The following is an 18,765-nucleotide window of genomic DNA, read 5'->3' on the forward strand; positions in this document are numbered from 1 at the left end:
AACTCCATCCAGCAGCTTCATCACTCAGCTCCCTACCTGCGGAACAGCCGCCCGTCGTCCGCACCGTCCCTGCGCATCCCCGCCTTCCAGATGCCGGGGAAGTTCACCTGCGGACGCGTGAGATTGTCATACGTGCTGTAGCCGCTCGCAATGCACATGGGGCACGGGCTCTGCACGAACTTCACAATGCCGAGCCGATAGGGACAGCTCCTGCACGGCGGGCGCACCGTGCGGAGTGCGCGCTGCAAATTCTTCAAAATGCTCATTTTCCTCGCCTCCTCTTCCTTTGTGTCCCTATTCTAGCAAATCCCCCGCCCCCACAGGTCGCCTCGCGGGCGACATTTCGCTTCTTTGTTGTAAGTATAACAAAAGGCATGGACGGAAAGCGTCCACGCCAATGTTTTTTCTCATTCAGTCCCCTGTTCGTCTGCACAGCTTCTCGAAGACGAGCAGATAGCGCACAGCTCGCCGATAATCATGAAAGCGCAGGGCGGTGAGCATGGCGTGCCCGACGGCTTCCATGCGCTCGAACATGCGGATTCTCCGCCGGTCGCCCGCAAGGATGGCACGGCAGACGAGGTCCTTCGTCAGATGTCTCTGTTCGAGCTTCTGCAGCAGTCCGTAGAGGACGGCTTCCTGCAGGATTTGATATGTCGTCATTTCACTGCCTTTGCCAACTGCTCGAGTATCTGCACATCCTTTGCCGTCATCGATTTATACTGCTCCATCGCCGTCTGCTGTGCCTTGTGCTGTGCCTTGATCTCCTGCATCACCGCCTGCAGAGAGCCAGAGAGGTTCTCTCCCAGCTCCATGATCGGCTGCTGGATCTCATCCAGCATTCCTTCCAGATGATCTGCAGAGTGGCGGAGGCCTCTCAGCTGTCCATCGAGATCGTCCAGCTTGACGGTGAGCTCGCCCCTCTTCATCTGCCCTCGCTCCATGTTCGAGAGATGCTCATTTCCCTTCTCCGCCAGTGCGGCATCGCGGTCACAGGCGGTCAGCATCTCTACGCCGAGCTCCGCCAGCTCTGCCAGCTTCTCAGCACATCCCTGCTGAGTCGCCGTGAGCATCCCGATCTTCTCGATGACGACACACTGATTCTCCGCTAGCTTCTCGGTGCATCCCTGCCGGACTGCCGCGAGCGTCCCGATCTTCTCAATGACAGCGCGCTGATTCTCCGCCAGTATGCCGAGCGGCTGCGAGATGCCCTGCCGGATCTCCGCCAGCAGCGACCTCTGCCCCACTGCCGCCTCCTCATGGGCGGCAAGGGACTCCCTTCGGTACGCCGCCACGAGGTCGATACCTTCATGCAGGGCGCGAACCTCATCCGCGATATGGCGCGTCCCGCGCTCCTGCTCCTCCCTGCACTGCTGCACGAGGCTGCACACCTCCCGCAGGATCTCGCGTGTCTGCGCGTCACGTCCGCCCTCGGTCTCCGTGCGTACAGACAGATGCTGCTGCCACGCGCGATGAAAGAGCGCCGCCGCCGAGATCCCGATGCCGAGCATCGCAAGCAGCGCGCCCGTGACCCCCGTCACGAGATAGTAAGCGCCGGCACAGAAGAATGCTGCGACGGCAAAGAATGTAAAGGAAAACAGCGTTCCGCCCCCACTCACGAAATCATCCCCTCCCAATGCCTGTAATATCCATCCAGCCGCTCCATGCAGACGGATTCGACCACTTCTGCCAGGAACTCCTTGTATTTCTTCCAATATGCGATATGCTCGCCCTTCCGATTGCGCAGCAACCCTGCATACGCCCCCGCGCTCCGCACCTCGTCCCACGAGATGCGCCTGTCATAGGCGGGCGGGACTACCATATGCGAAAGGAACGCGGCTTTCAGCGCGGCTTCGAGCTGTATGCACGCAGCGGGGACATCCATCTCTGCAAAGGCGGGCAGCTGCGTCGCCCGGAGGATGTCCTCATAGGCGCGCAGCACCTCGCACATATTGCCGGGGCGTCCCGCCGCGAAGAGGAGTCCGAGCGCTGCCTTGTTCCACGCCGCCCAGAGGCACGTCTCGCCGCTCGCGCGCGCCACTGCATACGAGATGATCTCGTCCTTCGCCCCCATCCCCAGACAGCCGCGTGCCGCCGTGCGATGGACAGGAAACTCCTCCTTGCAGTAGTAGTCGGAAAAGTCCTCGATGCGGTCGCGCAGGGTGACGAGCTGGCCGCGCAGATCCTCCCTGTATTTCTGTATGACGGAATCCCTCATCGAGAAGACATCAAGGAGCTGCCCGCTGCCCTCGACGAGGACGGGAATGCCCTGCGCCGCATACGCTCTGCGCGCCTCCTCCAACGTCGCGTCGATGCTGTCCAGATCGGTGCTGCCCGCGCGATGCTCCTGACGCATCAGCACGAGGGTCAATGCGGGGCGGGACGGCATCGACCGCCATGCGCGCAGCAGCATCTCGGTGGACTCCTTCTGCCACGGGAACTCCTCGAATACGATGCAGCATCGGAATCCTGCCAGCTGGACGTTCCAGACCGCCGTGCTGTCAGGCAGGAGGCAGAGTCGGATGCCCGGCGGCACATTGCGGCTCTGCACGAACACGGCAGACGTATCCTCGGGCGCGGATGCCTCCCCCGCGAGCCAGACCGCCTCCTTTGCGTCCCATGATCCGGCGGGGCGTTCCGCCAGTGCCGCCGCAAAGCGATAGCGCGAGCGGTCGCCCGCCAGTGCCCACTGCGTATGGAGCAGGAGAGCAGGTTCCATCATGCCTCCATCGCCTTCTGCAGTGCGTCCCTGATGTGCCTAATGCGGCGCAGCTTTTCCTCCGCCTCCCCCGGCGGCATCTTCAGGAGCGCGTCACACGCGTCCCGCTGCGCGCGCAGACGCTCCTCCAGCGGGAGGAAGCGCGATGCCTGATACGCCGTCAGGCGCGCGGAGAGGTCGGCGAGATGCTCCTCCAGCGCCTGCGCGAGATGCTTCTTCAGCTGCTCCCGACAGTATTTCGCGCACGCGCGCTTCCACTCCTGCCGCACCTTCTTTTCCGCCGCTACGTGCCACTCCTGCGCCCGCGCCTCTATCTCGCGCTCCAGCTCCTGCGCGTCGATCTCCAGACTCTCGCGCAGCGCCTGCTTCCTCTGCCGCTCGTCCGCATATCTGCCGCGTTCGAGCTGGATGCGGTAGAGTGCCTCCTTCTTCCGCCGCATCTCCTGTTCGAGCCGCCGCTTGTTCGCCTGGAACTCCGCACGATAGGCGAGGTTCTCCCTGTAGCGCGGCGGGTGGTCGAACTGCCTGCCGATCTGCTCCCCCCAGTACTCCAAGGTGAGCCAAGAAAGAAGCGATGCCGGTGCGTTCGCGCCCTCTGCAAGGTCCTTCAGCTCCTTGTACTTCTGAAGGACCTTGATGCCGCCCGCCTTCACCTCTTCCGCCGTCAGAGCCGCCTTCGCGCCCTCCTTCGCCATGCGGGCAGCCTGTCCGACGGTCTTCACGGCAGCGGCCCCCACCCTGCGGATCTTCGCGACATCGATCACCGCCTTTGCCACAGGCTGCCCCTTCGACAGCACTGCGCTGACCTTCGCCGTCATCGGCGCGACCTTGGCAAGCGCGCCCGCTGCCTTCGGTGCATTCGCGAGGGCTGTGGTTGCCCCTTTCGCCTCCCCAGCTACCGGGACCAGGATCATCGCCCAGTCGAGGATGTTCCCGATCCTCCTGCCGATCTCCGCCCCGCTCGTATCTGCCTCCTCGGCGACGACCATCTGCGGACGGTAGCTCCCCAGCTCCTGATATTCATCGCATGCGGCGGCGATCTCCCGTTCCAGACCCTGCAGTTCCTCGTCGAGTGCTGACAGCTCCGCCGGATCGTACTGAGCCAGCTCCTCCTCCAGCGCCGCCCGATTCGCCTGCAGGTGGGCGAGCTGGCGCTGCAGGTCGTCACGCCTGCTGTCCTGCTCCTCGACGAGCGCCGCATAGTGCTCCGTTGCGGGCAGCTCCAGTGCGGGCAGTGCCATCTCGGTGGGGATCTCGCCGGCGTTCACCCCTCGGAGCAGCGGATCGACATGATGCCCAATCCGCTCATAGGCGCTGCGCAGGATCTGCTGCATCTCGCGCTGCAGTGCCGCGCGCATCTGCTCGTCCGTCCGCACCTCTGCCCCCGTCGCGGCGATGTGCTCCGCAGCGCGCTCTGCAGCATCGCCGATATACTGCCGCAGGTCGCGCACGATCTCCTTCTGACAGGCGTCCGCCTCCTTCCGCAGATGCTCCTGCCGCTCATTCAGGAGCGTCTCCAGACGGCGCGCCTCGCGTTCCAGCACCTCCTGACGCTGCCGGATCTCTGCCGCACGCTCCTCTTCTCCCGCAACGAGTATCTCCTCCTGCGCTCCGAGCGCCTCCACGACCGCGTGCGCCATGACGTGCAGACGCCGCGCCGTATCCTCTGCGAGGGACGCGCGCACATCCGCCCCCTTTTCCTCCAGCATGGCGCGGATTGATGCAATCCCAGAGAAATACGGCGAGTCGGGCAGATTGGAGATATAGAAACGCTCGTCCAGCCGTTCCATGATGCCAAAGTCTACAAGGATTCTCTCCTCTGCCGCGACGACATCCGCATAGCGCTCCTCCGCCTCGTTGATCTCATCGCAGTGCGTGCGCACGAAGGAAAGCGGGCCTCCGCCGTGCGCCAGCAGCTCCAGCTTGTCCATATCCACGGCGGAGGGCGTGCCATGGGTGACATAGAGGATGCTCGAGGCAAGCGCGAGGGACTGTGCGAGAAGCCGCTCATGCCGCTCGATCACCGTGTTGACGCCCGGCGTATCGAGCAGGATCATGCCCTGCCGCAGGAGGTCCGACGCGATGGAGATCTCCATGTGCTCCACCGCTGCGAGGCCCCATCTGCCGCCGTCCCCGTTCTGGATGATCGTGCGCACCTCGGACAGGGGGACCTCCTCCGTGCGCCCGTCGAGATAGCAGAGACGCGCCCCCTCCTCCGCCCCGTAGCGGATGTAGGTCAGGAGCGGCGTCGTCTCCACACGCCCCTGCGGCAGGAGGTCGCGCCCGAGGAGGTTGTTGATCAGATAGGACTTGCCCGCCGAGTACTGCCCGATGAACGCGACGAAGTACTGCCCCGCCTCATAGCGCTCCCTGCACGCAGCCAGCGCTGCCCGCTCCTGCGCCCAGCCGAGCGCGCCGAGCCCATCGTCCAGCAGGGAAAAAAGCTGTTCGTCCAACATGGCTATACCTCCTCGATGACATCCTGCATCTTGTCTGCGATCTCCCGTGCGAACGCCTCGCTGCGCGCGATGAGCGCATCCGCCTCCGCACGCGCCTCCTGTGCCAGCTGCAGCTTCTGGTCGCGCTCTGCATCCGACGCCTCGCTGTCAGCGATGAGACGGGCAAGACGCTCCTCGCAGCGACGGATCTCATCCTCGATGCGCACAGTCACCATGCCGCGCACCGCCTCGTAGGATTTTTGCTTCACCGCCTGCAGGCCGGAGCGTGCGGCACGCTCGAACTCCTCGCCGCGCTCCTCGGCGTAGCAGCGGATCTCGCGCCGCATCCCCTTCATCGCACGGGCGGCTTCCTTCTCGATCCGCTCCGTATGCTTCTGCAGGGCATCTTTGTACTCCTTCTGAAGCCGCTGCATCCGCTGATGCGCAGCCTTGATCTCGTAGTCCAGCTCCTCGCTGCCCACCGCCGGCTCCTGATACTCCCGCATCTCCTTCTGAAGCTGCGCCCGCTCTGCAGCGATGCCGTCCAGCCGTCCGTCACGCAGGCGCAGCGCCTCATCCCGTGCCGAGCTGTCCGTCTTCACCTCGACGGTCTGATATTCCCTGCCGCCAAAGAGGAAGTTCCCGATCTTGCCAAAAAAACCGCGCCGATCTCTCACGCCTATCACGGGAACCTCATACCGGTCGACCGCCGGGATGGTGAAGGAGTCCTCGATGTTCATGTACCGCTGCGCCAGCTCCCGCTGCTCCTGCTTGATCTCGTCGCGCCGGCGCTCCATGCGGCGTGCGGCGATCTTGTCCATTTCCTTCCGCTGCATCTCATCCTCGAGAGCCTGCATCTCCCTGCGCTTTTCGGCAAACGCCTTCTCATCCGCCTCCAGCCTGCTGCCGACCTCCATCTCGGTCATCTGGAACGTGCGGGCGGAAAGCCCCAGTGCAGCCCCGGGAATCGACGAGACCGCCTCGCTCAGCCCCTCGAGTGCCTGCCCGCTGATCTCGTCCGCCACCATCGCGAGTTCCTCGCGCAGCTCGTCATCCATCCGCTGCAGGCGGCGGCGGTGCTCGCCCGTGATCCTGTCCTCAAGGCCGGCAGCATACTCGCGCAGATCCTCCACGTCCTCGATGAGCTCCGCCTCCGAGACGACGCGCTCCACGAATCCCGCACTGTAGCCGCTCATACGGTCATAGATGTCGCGCATGACGCTCTGGAATCGGGTCCTGAGGGGCTGCCACAGTGCCTCCCGCTCCTGCCGCAGCTCCCCGATCTTGTCCTCTATCGCGCCCTGCTGTGCGATCAGCTCATCGGGGCTGCGCTCTGCACACAGGATCTCGATGCGTGCGTCCAGCTCGCTGCACATACTCCCGAGCATGGCGCGCAGCGTGTGGACGGGCGCACTGAACGCCTCCTGCGCCTTCTCGCCCTCGACAAGGTAGCGGAAGAGACGATCCTCGAATGCGGGCAGACGCGATCCCTCCTCCAGACGGGCGCGCTCTGCTGCATCCGTCCCCGCCTGTCCCAGTCCCTCGGGATCGCGTGCGAGGAGTGCCTGATAGGAGGAAATGGGATAGATTTCAGGAAGGGGCGCGCCTGCGAACTGCTCGGCATAGCTCTCCTTCAGATGAGCGACGACGCCCTCCACGGTCTCCTTCTCGCCCGACTTGATGTCGTCGATCTTGTTCAGTACGATGAAGATCCGCCCGCACTGCGCGCGCAGGTCGCGCAGGATCTCGAAGTCCGTCTTGGAGCCTGGCTGACCTGCGCTGAACATGAAGATGGAGGCGTGTGACTCCTTGATCTGCTGGCGCGTGATGGATTCGAGGTTCTCCGTGATGCCGTTCAGCCCCGGGCTGTCGATGAGCATCACGCCATCCTCGAGGAACCTGCTCTCGAGGAAGAGATCCACGCGCTCCGTCGTCTCGGGGACGTGGTTCCGCTCCGTCCCCGTGCCGACCGTCACGTACTGCGTGAGCGTATCGACACTGAGGTCGGGCAACACCTCCGTGCTCCCATCGCGGTAGTAGACGATTCCCGGCTCCCCGTGCGGCGCTTTGGACGCGTGCCGCAGGAAGTTGACGGCGGCAGTCGTCTCGCGCGTATACGACGGCAGGATGCGCTTGTGCATGAGCGCGTTCAGGAAGGTGGACTTGCCCGCGCTGAACGCGCCGATCAGGACGATGCTGAACAGCCCCTCCTCGATGTTCTGCCCCAGTTTCTGCAGCGCGGCTGCATCCTCCGGCTTCTCCTGCACCACCATGAACTTCTGCGCGTCATCCAGCAGTGCGAGGAGCTTTTCCTTGCGCGCGCCGTGCTGTGCCAGATATTCCTCTTTCCTCATGTGAGATCCCCCTCCATCTTCCGTATCCCCTGCTGCAGCAGGGCGTCCGCCCGTGTCAGAGCCTCTAGCTCGCGCTGCAGTGCGGGTGCCTTGTCCTGCTTTGCCTGTTCCAGCTGCGCCAGCTTCTGCGCCTCCGCCTCATCGTACAGGCGGTGCGCACGATCCTGCATCTCCTCCTGCACCGCGCGGAGCTGCTTCCGCCACGCTTCCTCGAGACGCCCCAGCTCGCCCTCCGCACCGTCTGTGCCATCTGCACCGTACAGATGCGTATGCACCCAGTTGCAGATGTGCCTCCTGCACTCCGCCAGATACGCCTGCATCGCGTGCTTCTGCTGCGTCTCACGCTTGCGCCGCTCTGCCTCCAGGAGTGCCTCATCCTCGCGGATACTCTGCTCCAGGCGGCGGATCCGCGCTGCATCGGCCTCGGCATCGCCCTGATAGCTGCGGAGCTTGCGCTCGCTCTTCGCCTTGCGCGCCAGGAGGTCGTCACGGCGCGCTGCATACGTGTTCTGCTTCGCCTGCAGCGCCTTGTACCGCGCATCCCAGTCCCGCTGCGCGCTGTCGTCGCGCATGGTGCGGACCTCGGTCTTGGTCGAGAAAAAATCGAGGAATCTTCCTAACAGACTGGTTCTCTTGACAACATGCTCTTCCTGCCAGACGCGCACGGCGGGGCGGCTGCCCATGCGGCGCATCTCATCCTGTATGCTGCGCTGCGTCCTGTATGCCTCGCTCGCCGCATCCGCCCAGTGCCGCACATCTCGTTCTGCCTCCGATGCCGCCCGATTGGTCTGCGCCAGCTGACGCGCCACCTGTTCCTCCTGTGCCCGCTTCTCGGCAATGCGCGCCGTGCGCGCCTCGACATCCGTGCCGTGGTCTGCACGCATCTGTGCGAGCGCGGGCAGGTCTCCCGCCGCCACGGTCCGAACCTCGCCCGCAAGGCGTCCGATGCCGCTGTACTCCTCGATGCGCTCCACGATCATCTCGTGCAGGAGCTGCATGGAGTCCTGCAGCGTTCCCCGGATCTCCTGCTGCGTGGCATTCAGGATGCGCGCTACGGAGACGGGGACCTCCTCCTTCCTGCGCTGGATATCGTCCGGCGTACGGCAAGCATCCACACACGCCCTGACCTCCTGCTCCGCCCGCTGTCCACATCGCTCCAGGAGCGTCCCAAGTTCCTTGACCGACTCATTGACCTTGCGTGCGATGAGTCCGTCGATTGCCTCGCAGTTTTTTGCGCGCATCTCCTTCAACTTTTCCTGCAGCTGCGTCAGCCGCTCGATAGCACGATGCTCCCTGCTGAGTTCGAATACGCTGCGCGCCTCCTCGGCACGGCGTGCGATGCGCTCCAGCAGCGACCGCGCCCATCCGAGGATGGCATTTGCCGTTCCACGATACTGGATCTCCGCAAGGCGGCGTTCATTAAAGTTCTCCTCCATCAGTGCGCGGAAACTCGCAAAGTTCGACTCCTCGCGCAGCTGTGCGCGCGCCCCGTCATCCAGCTCATCCGTGCTGTCTTCATAGAGATACGTGATGCTGCGATCCTGCCCTGCAAGTTCCTTGAGCGCTGAGACGCCGCAGACACAGAACGTATGGCTCTCGCTGCCCGCAAAGACTTCTTCCCGCAGCGTCCTTTCGAGCATGGGAAGCCGCTGCTCCACGCTCTCGCCTTCGTGCGGGCGGAATGCGTCAATGAAGTTCTGTACGAAGATGAAGTTCTGCTGGCATGGCACGAGATAGCCGCGCAGGAAGGCGAGATCCTCCTTCGTCAGCCCGCGGTGCTGGAGGAGGTAGATGCAGGCGTGCGCCTCCTGAACCACACGTATGGTCTGGTCGAGATGCCCCGAGGCAACGCCGTTCAGCCCCGGCGTGTCGATCAGCATAAGAGGACGTTCTGCGTGGAGCAATGGCGTATATATATCAACAGATGCAATCTCCTGAGCTACCGCGTGTCGCTCGCTCACGGTCGTAGTATACTCCCGTAACTCATCCGTGCGGATTTCCTGCTCTGTGCCATCCTTGTGGCGAACAAGTCCCGTGCCAACGCGTGGATCATCCGATGCCACGTTGACAACCTGCGTAAGTACCGCTGTTGTTTCCTTCGAGGCATGGCTCAGAACATCCCTGCCGAGCAGAGCGTTGATAAAGGTGGACTTTCCCGAACTGAACTCACCGACCACGGCAATGCGGAACACGTCGTCCTGCATTCGTTCTTTCAGCAGTTCCAATTCTGCAGCAAATCCTTCCACCGATTGGAGCGACTCCTCTTTTTCAAGGTCTTCCAATAAGGAGAGAATTTTTGTCTGTATCGGTGTACACGCATCCATAAAATAAAACCTCCTCACAGCACATCCATCCCGAGCGCATACAGGATCTCGTTCACGGTGTCGATGTCAAAGCCCTCCTCGATGCAGTACTGCATGGCAAGGTCGTATTCGTGCGCAGGCGAGATGCTGTAGCCCGCGCTCGTGAGGAGGTCTCTCGCGTCGTCGAGGTTCAGCCGCAGGACGAAGATGAATGCGTAGACGACGCGAATTTTCGGATGATAGTTCTTGTCGGTACGGATCTTGGAGAACAGTTTGCGGTCAATCCCCGCACGCTTGTACACCTCTACATCGGTCATGCCGCTCTCGTCGATGAGGCGCAGGAGTCGCTCGGAGAAGGTTTCTTTCGGCTTGTCGAGTTTGCTCCTCAGACGCGAGAGAATCCCGTCCAGACCAGCGCGCGGACGGGGAAGAGTGACGCCGCATACGAGTGGCTCTTCATGTACACCGGGATCGCGCGCAAGGCCGTGACGTTCGCGCTCGCCCTCGAAGGGACGCGGTACGGGACGCGGCAGCTTACGCTTTGCTTCCTCAATGATGTCGGAGGAATCCTGCAAATGCGCGGCAATATAGCGGCGAATCCGTTCAAGGAGGTCGGCGGATGGAGTTTGATGCGGCGGTAACATAGGCATTCCCCTCTCAGTTTCTTTTCATAAAATTTTAACAGATATGAATCATCCACGCAAGAGATTTGTTTTCATTTATTTGCCGCAGATACAACCGTCCTGGTCATGTTTGCTCTATCGCTGCAAACGTCTCACCGGCTCACTCCGCTTGCCACCTCCCCCGCCTTGGCAGGGGAGGCTTTTCGTTCCCGTTCAGCTGCGCCTGTCCTTGCTCTGCGCGAGATGCTCGCTGATCTTCTGCGACCATGTCGGCAGAGCAACACCCGTCGCGGAAAACTCCAGGATCATCGCACCGAGCGACGCGAAGTTCTCGCGCACGCCCACCGCGTCACAGGCGAACTGGGCGGCGTTCTCGACGGGAATGCCGATGTCTCCTGCGACCCGCTCCGCGTCGATGTTCGCACCGAGGAGGATAAACTCCCAGCCCGCCTCCTTTTCCTGCCGCTCTACCAGATCCCGCAGTCGGTCAGGCGTCCAGTAGTACAGGCTCGCGTTATCCGCTCCGCCCGTGATGATGACGACCATCGTACGCGCGGGGTTCTCGGGATAATGCTTGTACACGTACCTAGCGCGGCAGACAACACCGCCGATCGCATTGATCAGCACCCTTCTACCGGGCTTGCCGTCCTCTTGTGTGATGGGCGCGGGAGCAGCTTGGCGTGCCATCTGCTCCCGCATGATACGGAGGCGCTCAAAGAAGTCCTGTTCCATGCGTACAGAGTCCGCGGTGATCGGCACACGTTCATCAACGTACAAGCAAAAATCAGCGAACTGCCAGGTAGTGACAAGGATATCCGACCTCTCCTCTCTGAGCCGTGCAATCATGCCGTTGAACCCGGCGATGATATCGGACGCAAAGTCCGCCATGGGCTCGCTGACGTCCATGAGGAATACCAGCTCCGTCTGTCCGTTTGTCTTTGCCTCTGCCATGATGTTTTCCTCCTCTATGCTGTATGACCTTTTCGATGGTTCAGAGTATAGCAGGATAGGCGGACGGCGTGGTCGCATGACAGGCGACATTTGCAGCACACAAAAGGCATGGACGGAAAGCGTCCACGCCCGGCATTTCACGCACAAATTATGCGGTCTGCATCTGCCGCAGCAGATCCTCCGCCTCGCTCTTCCATGCGGCAAGCGCGTTCATCTCCATCTTCACCGCCTCAAGCTGCGCTGCTCCTTCGTTGATAAATTGATTGATTTCCGAAAGCGGCACCCCGTATTTCCGGTAGAATCCATCTCCGCCATTTATGATTGTGCCCCGCTCCTCATCGATTGCCTTTTCAACAAACTCTTTGAGTTCCTTCTGCATCGCCTTGAAGGCCTCCCGCTTTTGCCGTGCAGAATACAACTCATAGACCATCATCCCTGCCCGGGCGAATGCGGTCAGCGCGGGCGCGAATTTGGCGATATCGGCAATCCTCGTTTCAACAGCAGTGTCGATCTTGAAGTCAACACCAAGCCCGCCCAGCAGTTCCCCACCATCAAGAAGCATCTTCTTCACCCGCTCCACGAGCTGTGTGTCGGAAACGCAAGGGATCCATTCGCGCAGGGGATTTACGTAAGCAGTATAGAGCCCCGTCTGCGTGCCGTACTCCTTTTCGATACGATCAAACATGGGAGACACCTTTGCCCCGATCCCTGAAAAGTGCTTCTTCAAGATGCCCTGCAGCGTACGCGTAAAGGCATGTCCGATCGCCCCATTCATCTGCCCGAACTCGATGTCGATGAATTTCACGATATTCTCTTGTGTCAGCCCGTTGATCTTGCTGATGAGCGCACAGCGGAGATCTGCCAGTTCCTCATCACAGTCCCGCGCAGCCTGCTCCGCACATTTCTCAATCCGTTCCTTTTCACTCTTCTGGCGGCGAATGCTCTCTTCCAGCTGCGGGACGGCATTGCGCGCAAAGTCGTTGCAGCGGCGCTGTACCTTCTCCACATTCTCCCGCAATACGGTGTACGCCGTTTCCAGCGCAGCGGCATCGAGCAGACGCTCGGCAGAATGCGCCGCAAGAAATTCCGAGACAGCCGTCCTCAGGTCATCCATATGGGAGCGTTTCGCATACACATCCCTATGCTCCTTCCAGACCGCCATGCCCTTGCGTCCGGGATCCGCCGCCACACAGACAATGCGCGCCCGACCGACCTCCTCCATCGACAGACCGATCAGCTCCTGCAGCCTCATGCGCACGGTGTTCTTCTTGATCTCTGCCATCTCTGCATAGGCTTCCACATTGGTGACATCAACGACCTCGTCCATCCGATTGATGACGAAGATCGTGCGGTCTGCCTTGCCAAGCGTTCGCAGCAAATGCCACAAGAGTTCCTTATGACTGTTCTTGAGGGGGTTCTCGCTCTCAACGACATAGAGGATCACATGTGCCTCTTTGAGGTAGCCGTGCGTGATCTCCTCGAAGCGCCGAAAGCCGCCCTCCATTTCTTTGCCCTTCTCCCCGAAGAGTCCGGGTGTATCAACCATGCGGCAGGGCATCTTCGCTGCATGCGGCTCATAGACATGAATCCCGTCTGTCGCCTCATCAATCGCAATCTCCATTCCATCGAGCGTCTCATCCGCCAGCCCCGCGATGACGCTCGTCTTGCCGTCGGAGAATGCACCCACCAATGCGATTGAGACTGTTTCATCCGCAAGCTCTGCCAGCTTTTTCTCGATCTGTTCACAATCCTCCACGCACGCCCCGCCGCATGCGGAAAGTTCCTTCAATTTGCGCAAGACCGCCTCATAGCGGTGTTTTGCCGTCATGCTCATGAGAATCTCCTCCTAACTGTCATCCCGGCACACATTACCTCCAGCAGAAAAACGCAGACAAGTCCTCGATCTCGTCAATCATCTGCTGATACGCCCGATCCTGTCGTTCCACCATGTTCGTGAATACATCATAATAGGATTTGTTTACCTGCCCCACAAGATCAAGCTCGTCCAACACGCGATAGAGGTCGTCCGCAAGGGCAGTCTCCTGCCGCTCAAAGAACTTGCATGCTGCGGCTTTTGCTTTGGACGTTTGTGACTCCGCCCCCAAGATGTGCTTGAGCACTTCAAAGCCAACGTTCATTGCAATGAAGGGTCCGAGTCCCATGCCACCTTTGACCAACCCTGCCAGGAGATTTGCTCCACCTTTTTTTGCCACAGCGAACAGTATCTCTCGCATTGCTGCTCCACCCACTGCCGCACCGAGCCCATTCATCACAAACGTTCCGAGTCCATGCCCCTGCGCCTGAAATCCGCTCCCCGTAAAGTGAAGCCCCAAGGTTTGCAGACGGGTCTGCTCCATCGCCTCCTTGCGCTCGAAATCTGCCCACACAGCCTCATATTCCTCCATCAGGCGGGAGAGCGCCTCATTGATTTTTTGCTGAACCGCCTCGGCGACAAAGCCCCGCATTTCCTCCGCATGTTCTTTCATGAACTGTCGGACACGACGCTCGTCAATCGTTCCATCCCAATGCTTTTCAATACAGTCATACATGAGATCCTGATACTTCGTACGGAACTTTGAAGCCACTGTCCTCGGTATTGCTGTGATGCGCTGCTCAAACTGGAATGTTGCCGCATTTACATTGATCTGTGCCCCGTAATATTCACACTGTTCCCTCTGCATCTGCTCTGCAAGGGACTGCAATATGGAGAGTGCTCCCGCAGAGCCAAAAAGTCCGTCGATCAGCCGCCGAATCCGTTGTGTCTGCTGTTCTGCCTGCAGTTCCTGAATACGCGCCGCCCGATCCTGAAGCAGGTCGACGATCATATCCAGACGAGCGGATGCCCGCATCGCGTCAGTGTCTCCCGCAAATTCACGGGCATAGCTTTCCTGCTCCTGCCTCAGTGTGCTTCGCTCGGGCATAATCACCGATAAGCCAAACAGCGGATCGTACGCAGCTCCCATAAACGCAAGGTGGGCATTCATCACATAGATATCTTCAAAACTTTCCCCAAGCCGGTCTGCGAGGATCTTTCGCGCCTGTTCCTCCATCGCACATTGAATGTGCTTCATTTCTGCATACAGTTCGTCTATATATGATCCATCGATCTCTGGGATGCGCTCTGCCTTGGCAGGACAGTGCACATTGTAGACCGCATAGACCCGCGCATCCTGCCGCAGATATTGAGCAACCTTCGCTATCGTACCGCGCTCGGGCTTCTTCCCATTGCCCACGAGGTAGAGGATGACATTTGCCGTACGCAGCGCATCTTCCAGCTTTGTTGAGAACTCCGGATTCTGTTCCTCAAGTACGCCCTCGATCCCGGGAAGGTCTATCAGACGCAGGATACCTGAGCCGAGCCGCACATCATAGGCGATTGGTTCCTTTGTGCAATCCCCGGCTCCGCTTCCGATTGACGAGCCCCACTGCTCCGTGTATTTCTGTGCATTGTCAGCCCAATGCAGACGCAGTGCCTCGATCAGGGTCGACTTCCCGGCGGTCGTCTCACCAAAGAAGGCGACATTGCATACGCACCATTCGTTCCGGTCGGGAACTGCCCAACGCGCCGCACGAAAGTCCTGCTGCATCCGCGCAATCTGCGCACGAATCTCCTGTTTGTGCACGTTGCTCATCTCTGTGTCAATGATGGTGTCGAGTTTCATGGACAGTGCTGTCAACCGATCCTCAATGCGTTCATAGGTCTGCAATATGCTTTGGCGTGGATCATTCATCGTCATCACCCTCAATTTTTCGCTCCACAAAGCACTTCCAGCCCCATCTCGTACAGTACGTCGTTCACAGTGTCGATGTTGCAGCCATCCTTGATGCAGACCTCCATGATGATGTCGAACCGGCGTGCGTGCGAAATCGTGTAGCCCGCGCTCGCGAGGAGGTCGCGCGCCGTGTCGATGTTGAGCCGCAGGGCGAAGATGAAGGCGTAGACGAGGCGGTATCCCGGCTGGTAGTGCTTGTCCTTGCGGATCTTGGAGAACAGCTTGCGGTCAACACCTGCGCGCTTGTACGCCTCCACGTCGGTCATGCCGCTCTCGTCGATGAGGCGCAGGAGGCGCTCGGAGAAGGTCTCGTCCACCTTGTTGAGCTTGCTTTTGAGGCGTGAAAAGAGGCTGCCCAGATGCTCGCCCATGCCGGGAGGCAAAATCCCAAATACCGCTACGCCTGCCCCAAGTGCCGCCTCCTTCGGCGGACGCCCGTGGTGCAGATCGCGGCGCCTCTGTTCCCCCTCGAAAAGAGGCGGGGTGCGGCGCAGTATTTCATGTGGCTCATCCGCGAGATGATCGGCGGCATCCTGCAGATGCTCCGCAATGTAGCGGCGAATCTTTGCGATCAGGGCGGCAGGTGGTTTTTGATACGGCGGACGCATGGGCATTCCCCCTTCATTTTCTTTTCACAAAATTTTAACATATGCGAATCATCGCCGCAAGAGATTTGTTTTCATTTGTTGCATCGGATATACAAAGGGGAGCCTCGCCGTGAAGCCCCCCTCCTGTTTATCCATCCTGCCTCAGCTGCGCCCGCTCCTCTTCTTCGCGAGATGCTTGCTGATCTTTGCCTGCCACCCGGGGAGAATCATGCCCGTTCCGACAAATGTGCTCGTCAGGTGCGCAAGCGTGCTGAAGTTCTCGCGGATGCCCGCCTCATCACAGGCGAACTCGACGGCGTTGTCGGCGCGGATGCCGAGCCCGCCCGCGACCTGCACGGCGTCGATGTTCGCGCCGAGGAAGATGAACTCCCACCCCTCCGCTTCCTGCCGCTTCACCATCGCTCGCACCTGATCCGCCGTATACCGCGTGCTCGCGTTCTCCATGCCGTCCGTCGTGATGATGAACATCGTGCGCGCGGGGCGATCCTCGGGGCGTGCGTACTTGTGGACGTTGCGGATGTGGTGAATCGCGCCGCCCATCGCATCGAGCAGCGCCGTGCTGCCGCGCGTGTAGTACTCCTTGTCCGTGAGCACGGGCACGTCCGCAATCCGCACGCGGTCGTGGATGACCTCGTTCTCGTGGTCGAAGAGTACCGTCGAGACGAGCACGTCCACCCCCTCGCCCCTGTGCTGCCCGATCATGCCGTTGAACCCGCCGATCGTATCGCTCTCCATCCCCGACATCGACCCGCTGCGATCCAGAATGAACACCAGATCCGTCTGCCCCTGTACTTTTTCTTCTGCCATGATGATCTCCTCCTCTATACATCTGTGAGCTCTTCTATGGTTCAGAGTATAGCAGGAGGGGCGAGCGGCGTGGTCGCATGACAGGCGACATTTGCGGCACGAAAAAGGCGCAGACAATCTTGTCCGCGCCCTGTAGAGAAAGTGTTAGGGAATCGCTGATAAAATAGACCCTCAGATTGGCGCAGATTTTTTCGTCCGAACTAGGAGGCAAACCGGACGCATAGCAGAGGCTATGTGGAGGATTTGCAGGCGTTGTGCGGGCAAAAAAGATGCGTTAAGATGGCGGTGCTGAATTTATCAGTGCTTCCTTAGCCACGCCAGTTCAGCGCCCTGCGCTCCATATCTGCAATCCCGACCAGAAATTCGATGTTTTTCCGCCGCCAATCATCGCATTCATCATAAAAATACGCGGTCTTGCGTTTCTTGAAAATACGGAACGGCTGCGCCTCCGAGTTGTCGTAGGGTAAGCGACAATCTCAGGTTTCTTCGCGCTCACCATAACGCCCCTTCCACGCACGCTCTGCCACAGGGATGCGTGTGCCGTCACTCCGCAGTTCATAGATTTTCTGCGTCTTGCGGTCGTAGACGATGCTCGGGACGCCCATCGCCTTGTTTTTTTCGAGCGCGATCTGCACGGCTGCACGGGCGCGCTGTACGACCATATCGTCGGTAATTGCCGTCTGTTCCATCCTGCTCGCTCCTCTCGATGTTTTTTTCACTATATCACATTTTGGATAAAAGTGCATGAAAACGGGGCTGTCATATGCGATTTTTTCCTCTATAATGAACATATACTAAATGACAGGAGGCTCATTATGATCTACACCGCACAGTACGACTCACCGCTCGGCACGATGCTCCTTGCGAGCGACGGGACTGCGCTCACCGCGCTTGACTTTGACGATACAAGCGACTGCATCCGAGGGATGCAAAAAGATCTCCCCGTGTTCGAGGAGACCTTTCGATGGCTCGATCTGTATTTCAGCGGCAAAGTACCGGACTGCATGCCGCAGCTTGCGCCCAAGGGCACAGCATTTCAGCACGCGGTCTGGGATATCCTGCGCACGATTCCGTACGGAAAGACGACGACCTACGGCAGGATCGCCGCACAGCTTGCAGAGACACGCGGCGGCCGTATGTCCGCACAGGCGGTCGGCGGCGCGGTCGGACGCAACCCCATCTCCATCCTCATCCCCTGCCACCGCGTCATCGGCGCGGATGGCAGTCTGACGGGCTATGCGGGCGGTATGGAGCGCAAGGACTTCCTGCTACGGCTGGAGGGAAGCTATTCATAATGCCCCTTGCAGGAAAGAATCTCCATGCCGTTCGGCGTAATACGATAGATTAGGCGGTTCTTCTCATCAATCCGTCTGCTCCAAAATCCGCCGAGCTCGCCCTTGAGCGGTTCCGGTTTTCCAACGCCGTCAAACGGATGCCGCTCCACATCCTTGAGCAGGAGATTGATCCGTTTCATCGTCTTCTTGTCCTCTGACTGCCAGCCGATATAGTCCTCCCACGCCTCATCCGACCATGTCTTATTCACTGTCTGCGACCTCAATCAAATCATGCTGCACGCCCCTGCCGGCATTGAGCTGGGCAATTCCCCGACGCAGATGTGCCATATTGCTTTCCGAGTAGAGCGGATCCGGTTCCGCAGAGAGTTCAAATGGGATTTTGCGATCTCGTGCGACGCGCTTTGCAAAAATCAGAAATGCGGTGGAAATGGGTAGCCCGATCTCGTCACAAACCTCATGCAGACGCATCGACAAATCATCATCCATACACACCATAACATTCTGCGCCATCTGTATCACTTCCTATCATATATCTGCCAAATGCCGCATTCATTATACCACAAAAATTCTCCCCCACACAAGAAAACGCAGCCCCTCGCGGAGCTGCGTTTTTGTTTGCGCCTACACCTCAATCGCCGCATACCGTTCGCCGCACAGCACCTGCTCCATATACTCGTACGGGGTAATGCGCCCATCAACGACCATGGAGAAGATACTCGGGCTGCAGCCGGAGACGAGCATAACGCCCTGTTCGTTCTGCCGCACGGGCTGCTGGCGGCTGCGGCTCTGGACGTTCCAGAAGACGATGCGCGGCAGCGCATAGCCCGCCTCTGCGAACAGTTCCTTTGCCCGCTCAAAGTTCGTCACGTCTGCGTCCACGGTACAGGCATCGAACTC

At 60.0% G+C, this 18,765-nt stretch carries 18 protein-coding genes and 1 pseudogene; 2 read left to right on the top strand and 17 right to left on the bottom strand.

The genetic code is table 11. From position 1 onward, the window contains the following. Nucleotides 1–32 precede the first annotated feature (32 nt). The 13 genes from AXF19_RS02675 to AXF19_RS02735 form a co-directional block, all read right to left on the bottom strand. Nucleotides 33–266, bottom strand: coding sequence for a molecular chaperone DnaJ (locus AXF19_RS02675; RefSeq protein ID WP_066844675.1), 234 nt, complete (start codon nt 264–266; stop codon nt 33–35). Between the two features lie 145 nt (nt 267–411). Then, on the bottom strand, nt 412–660 hold the full coding sequence (locus tag AXF19_RS02680) for a hypothetical protein (protein WP_066844677.1): 249 nt from the start codon (nt 658–660) through the stop codon (nt 412–414). Continuing rightward, nucleotides 657–1,616 carry a hypothetical protein gene (locus tag AXF19_RS02685; RefSeq protein WP_066844678.1) on the bottom strand — a complete coding sequence of 320 codons (960 nt, stop codon included), beginning with the start codon at nt 1,614–1,616 and terminating at the stop codon, nt 657–659. Before AXF19_RS02685 ends, AXF19_RS02680 begins: the two co-directional genes overlap by 4 nt. Next, a complete protein-coding gene (locus tag AXF19_RS02690; RefSeq protein WP_157092467.1) occupies nt 1,613–2,719 on the bottom strand; it encodes a hypothetical protein in 1,107 nt (368 codons plus the stop codon). Before AXF19_RS02690 ends, AXF19_RS02685 begins: the two co-directional genes overlap by 4 nt. Then, on the bottom strand, nt 2,716–5,175 hold the full coding sequence (locus tag AXF19_RS02695; RefSeq protein WP_066844684.1) for a dynamin family protein: 2,460 nt from the start codon (nt 5,173–5,175) through the stop codon (nt 2,716–2,718). Before AXF19_RS02695 ends, AXF19_RS02690 begins: the two co-directional genes overlap by 4 nt. A 2-nt stretch (nt 5,176–5,177) precedes the next feature. Then, nucleotides 5,178–7,508 carry a dynamin family protein gene (locus AXF19_RS02700; protein ID WP_066844686.1) on the bottom strand — a complete coding sequence of 777 codons (2,331 nt, stop codon included), beginning with the start codon at nt 7,506–7,508 and terminating at the stop codon, nt 5,178–5,180. Continuing rightward, nucleotides 7,505–9,832, bottom strand: a complete 2,328-nt coding sequence (locus tag AXF19_RS02705) for a dynamin family protein (protein WP_066844688.1) — start codon at nt 9,830–9,832, stop codon at nt 7,505–7,507. The genes AXF19_RS02700 and AXF19_RS02705 overlap by 4 nt, the downstream gene beginning before the upstream one ends. Before the next feature lie 14 nt (nt 9,833–9,846). After that, entirely contained in the window at nt 9,847–10,455 is a 609-nt protein-coding gene (locus AXF19_RS02710; RefSeq protein ID WP_066844691.1) for a hypothetical protein, read from the bottom strand. 192 nt (nt 10,456–10,647) lie between these two features. Beyond that, complete coding sequence (locus tag AXF19_RS02715) at nt 10,648–11,385, bottom strand: hypothetical protein (protein ID WP_066844694.1); 738 nt, start codon at nt 11,383–11,385, stop codon at nt 10,648–10,650. Between the two features lie 148 nt (nt 11,386–11,533). After that, nucleotides 11,534–13,219: a LeoA/HP0731 family dynamin-like GTPase gene (locus tag AXF19_RS02720; RefSeq protein WP_066844697.1), complete on the bottom strand. Its 1,686-nt coding sequence runs from the start codon at nt 13,217–13,219 to the stop codon at nt 11,534–11,536. Nucleotides 13,220–13,253: 34 nt separating this feature from the next. Continuing rightward, nucleotides 13,254–15,116 carry a GTPase gene (locus tag AXF19_RS02725; protein WP_172837350.1) on the bottom strand — a complete coding sequence of 621 codons (1,863 nt, stop codon included), beginning with the start codon at nt 15,114–15,116 and terminating at the stop codon, nt 13,254–13,256. An 11-nt stretch (nt 15,117–15,127) separates the two neighbouring features. After that, entirely contained in the window at nt 15,128–15,766 is a 639-nt protein-coding gene (locus tag AXF19_RS02730) for a hypothetical protein (protein WP_066844703.1), read from the bottom strand. Nucleotides 15,767–15,907: 141 nt separating this feature from the next. Further along, the gene (locus AXF19_RS02735; protein WP_066844705.1) at nt 15,908–16,573 is read right to left on the bottom strand and encodes a vWA domain-containing protein; all 666 of its coding nucleotides are present in this window, start codon (nt 16,571–16,573) and stop codon (nt 15,908–15,910) included. A 204-nt stretch (nt 16,574–16,777) separates the two neighbouring features. On the opposite strand from AXF19_RS02735, the pseudogene AXF19_RS14995 reads away from it, so the two are divergent. Continuing rightward, a pseudogene (locus AXF19_RS14995) lies at nt 16,778–16,885 on the top strand (secretion protein HlyD); the annotation flags it as partial. Between the two features lie 164 nt (nt 16,886–17,049). Here the strand turns inward: AXF19_RS14995 and AXF19_RS02740 are convergent. Further along, nucleotides 17,050–17,262: a hypothetical protein gene (locus AXF19_RS02740; protein WP_066844707.1), complete on the bottom strand. Its 213-nt coding sequence runs from the start codon at nt 17,260–17,262 to the stop codon at nt 17,050–17,052. Nucleotides 17,263–17,388: 126 nt separating this feature from the next. On the opposite strand from AXF19_RS02740, the gene AXF19_RS02745 reads away from it, so the two are divergent. Next, entirely contained in the window at nt 17,389–17,868 is a 480-nt protein-coding gene (locus tag AXF19_RS02745; RefSeq protein WP_066844709.1) for a methylated-DNA--[protein]-cysteine S-methyltransferase, read from the top strand. Here the strand turns inward: AXF19_RS02745 and AXF19_RS02750 are convergent. The 3 genes from AXF19_RS02750 to AXF19_RS15000 form a co-directional block, all read right to left on the bottom strand. Then, nucleotides 17,859–18,116 (bottom strand): Txe/YoeB family addiction module toxin, encoded by a 258-nt coding sequence (locus AXF19_RS02750; RefSeq protein WP_066844712.1) that lies wholly within the window; start codon nt 18,114–18,116, stop codon nt 17,859–17,861. The two genes, AXF19_RS02745 and AXF19_RS02750, sit on opposite strands and share 10 nt — an antisense overlap. Continuing rightward, nucleotides 18,109–18,378, bottom strand: coding sequence for a type II toxin-antitoxin system RelB/DinJ family antitoxin (locus AXF19_RS02755; RefSeq protein WP_066844715.1), 270 nt, complete (start codon nt 18,376–18,378; stop codon nt 18,109–18,111). Before AXF19_RS02755 ends, AXF19_RS02750 begins: the two co-directional genes overlap by 8 nt. 111 nt (nt 18,379–18,489) lie before the next feature. Then, nucleotides 18,490–18,765, bottom strand: a 276-nt coding sequence (locus tag AXF19_RS15000) for a DUF7788 domain-containing protein (protein ID WP_237141668.1), incomplete at its 5' end; no start/stop codon positions are given.

Source organism: Selenomonas sp. oral taxon 126 (assembly GCF_001683335.1).
Classification (GTDB): domain Bacteria; phylum Bacillota; class Negativicutes; order Selenomonadales; family Selenomonadaceae; genus Centipeda.

Bases quoted from the DNA above. Each gene is read 5' to 3' on its own strand.
- AXF19_RS02725 (WP_172837350.1), bottom strand. From the start codon at position 15,116: ATGAATGATCCACGCCAAAGCATATTGCAGACCTATGAACGCATTGAG.
- AXF19_RS02680 (WP_066844677.1), bottom strand. From the start codon at position 660: ATGACGACATATCAAATCCTGCAGGAAGCCGTCCTCTACGGACTGCTG.
- AXF19_RS02735 (WP_066844705.1), bottom strand. From the start codon at position 16,573: ATGGCAGAAGAAAAAGTACAGGGGCAGACGGATCTGGTGTTCATTCTG.
- AXF19_RS02740 (WP_066844707.1), bottom strand. From the start codon at position 17,262: ATGGAACAGACGGCAATTACCGACGATATGGTCGTACAGCGCGCCCGT.
- AXF19_RS02720 (WP_066844697.1), bottom strand. From the start codon at position 13,219: ATGAGCATGACGGCAAAACACCGCTATGAGGCGGTCTTGCGCAAATTG.
- AXF19_RS02710 (WP_066844691.1), bottom strand. From the start codon at position 10,455: ATGTTACCGCCGCATCAAACTCCATCCGCCGACCTCCTTGAACGGATT.
- AXF19_RS02700 (WP_066844686.1), bottom strand. From the start codon at position 7,508: ATGAGGAAAGAGGAATATCTGGCACAGCACGGCGCGCGCAAGGAAAAG.
- AXF19_RS02705 (WP_066844688.1), bottom strand. From the start codon at position 9,832: ATGGATGCGTGTACACCGATACAGACAAAAATTCTCTCCTTATTGGAA.
- AXF19_RS02745 (WP_066844709.1), top strand. From the start codon at position 17,389: ATGATCTACACCGCACAGTACGACTCACCGCTCGGCACGATGCTCCTT.
- AXF19_RS02730 (WP_066844703.1), bottom strand. From the start codon at position 15,766: ATGCGTCCGCCGTATCAAAAACCACCTGCCGCCCTGATCGCAAAGATT.
- AXF19_RS02715 (WP_066844694.1), bottom strand. From the start codon at position 11,385: ATGGCAGAGGCAAAGACAAACGGACAGACGGAGCTGGTATTCCTCATG.
- AXF19_RS02755 (WP_066844715.1), bottom strand. From the start codon at position 18,378: ATGGCGCAGAATGTTATGGTGTGTATGGATGATGATTTGTCGATGCGT.
- AXF19_RS02695 (WP_066844684.1), bottom strand. From the start codon at position 5,175: ATGTTGGACGAACAGCTTTTTTCCCTGCTGGACGATGGGCTCGGCGCG.
- AXF19_RS02675 (WP_066844675.1), bottom strand. From the start codon at position 266: ATGAGCATTTTGAAGAATTTGCAGCGCGCACTCCGCACGGTGCGCCCG.
- AXF19_RS02690 (WP_157092467.1), bottom strand. From the start codon at position 2,719: ATGATGGAACCTGCTCTCCTGCTCCATACGCAGTGGGCACTGGCGGGC.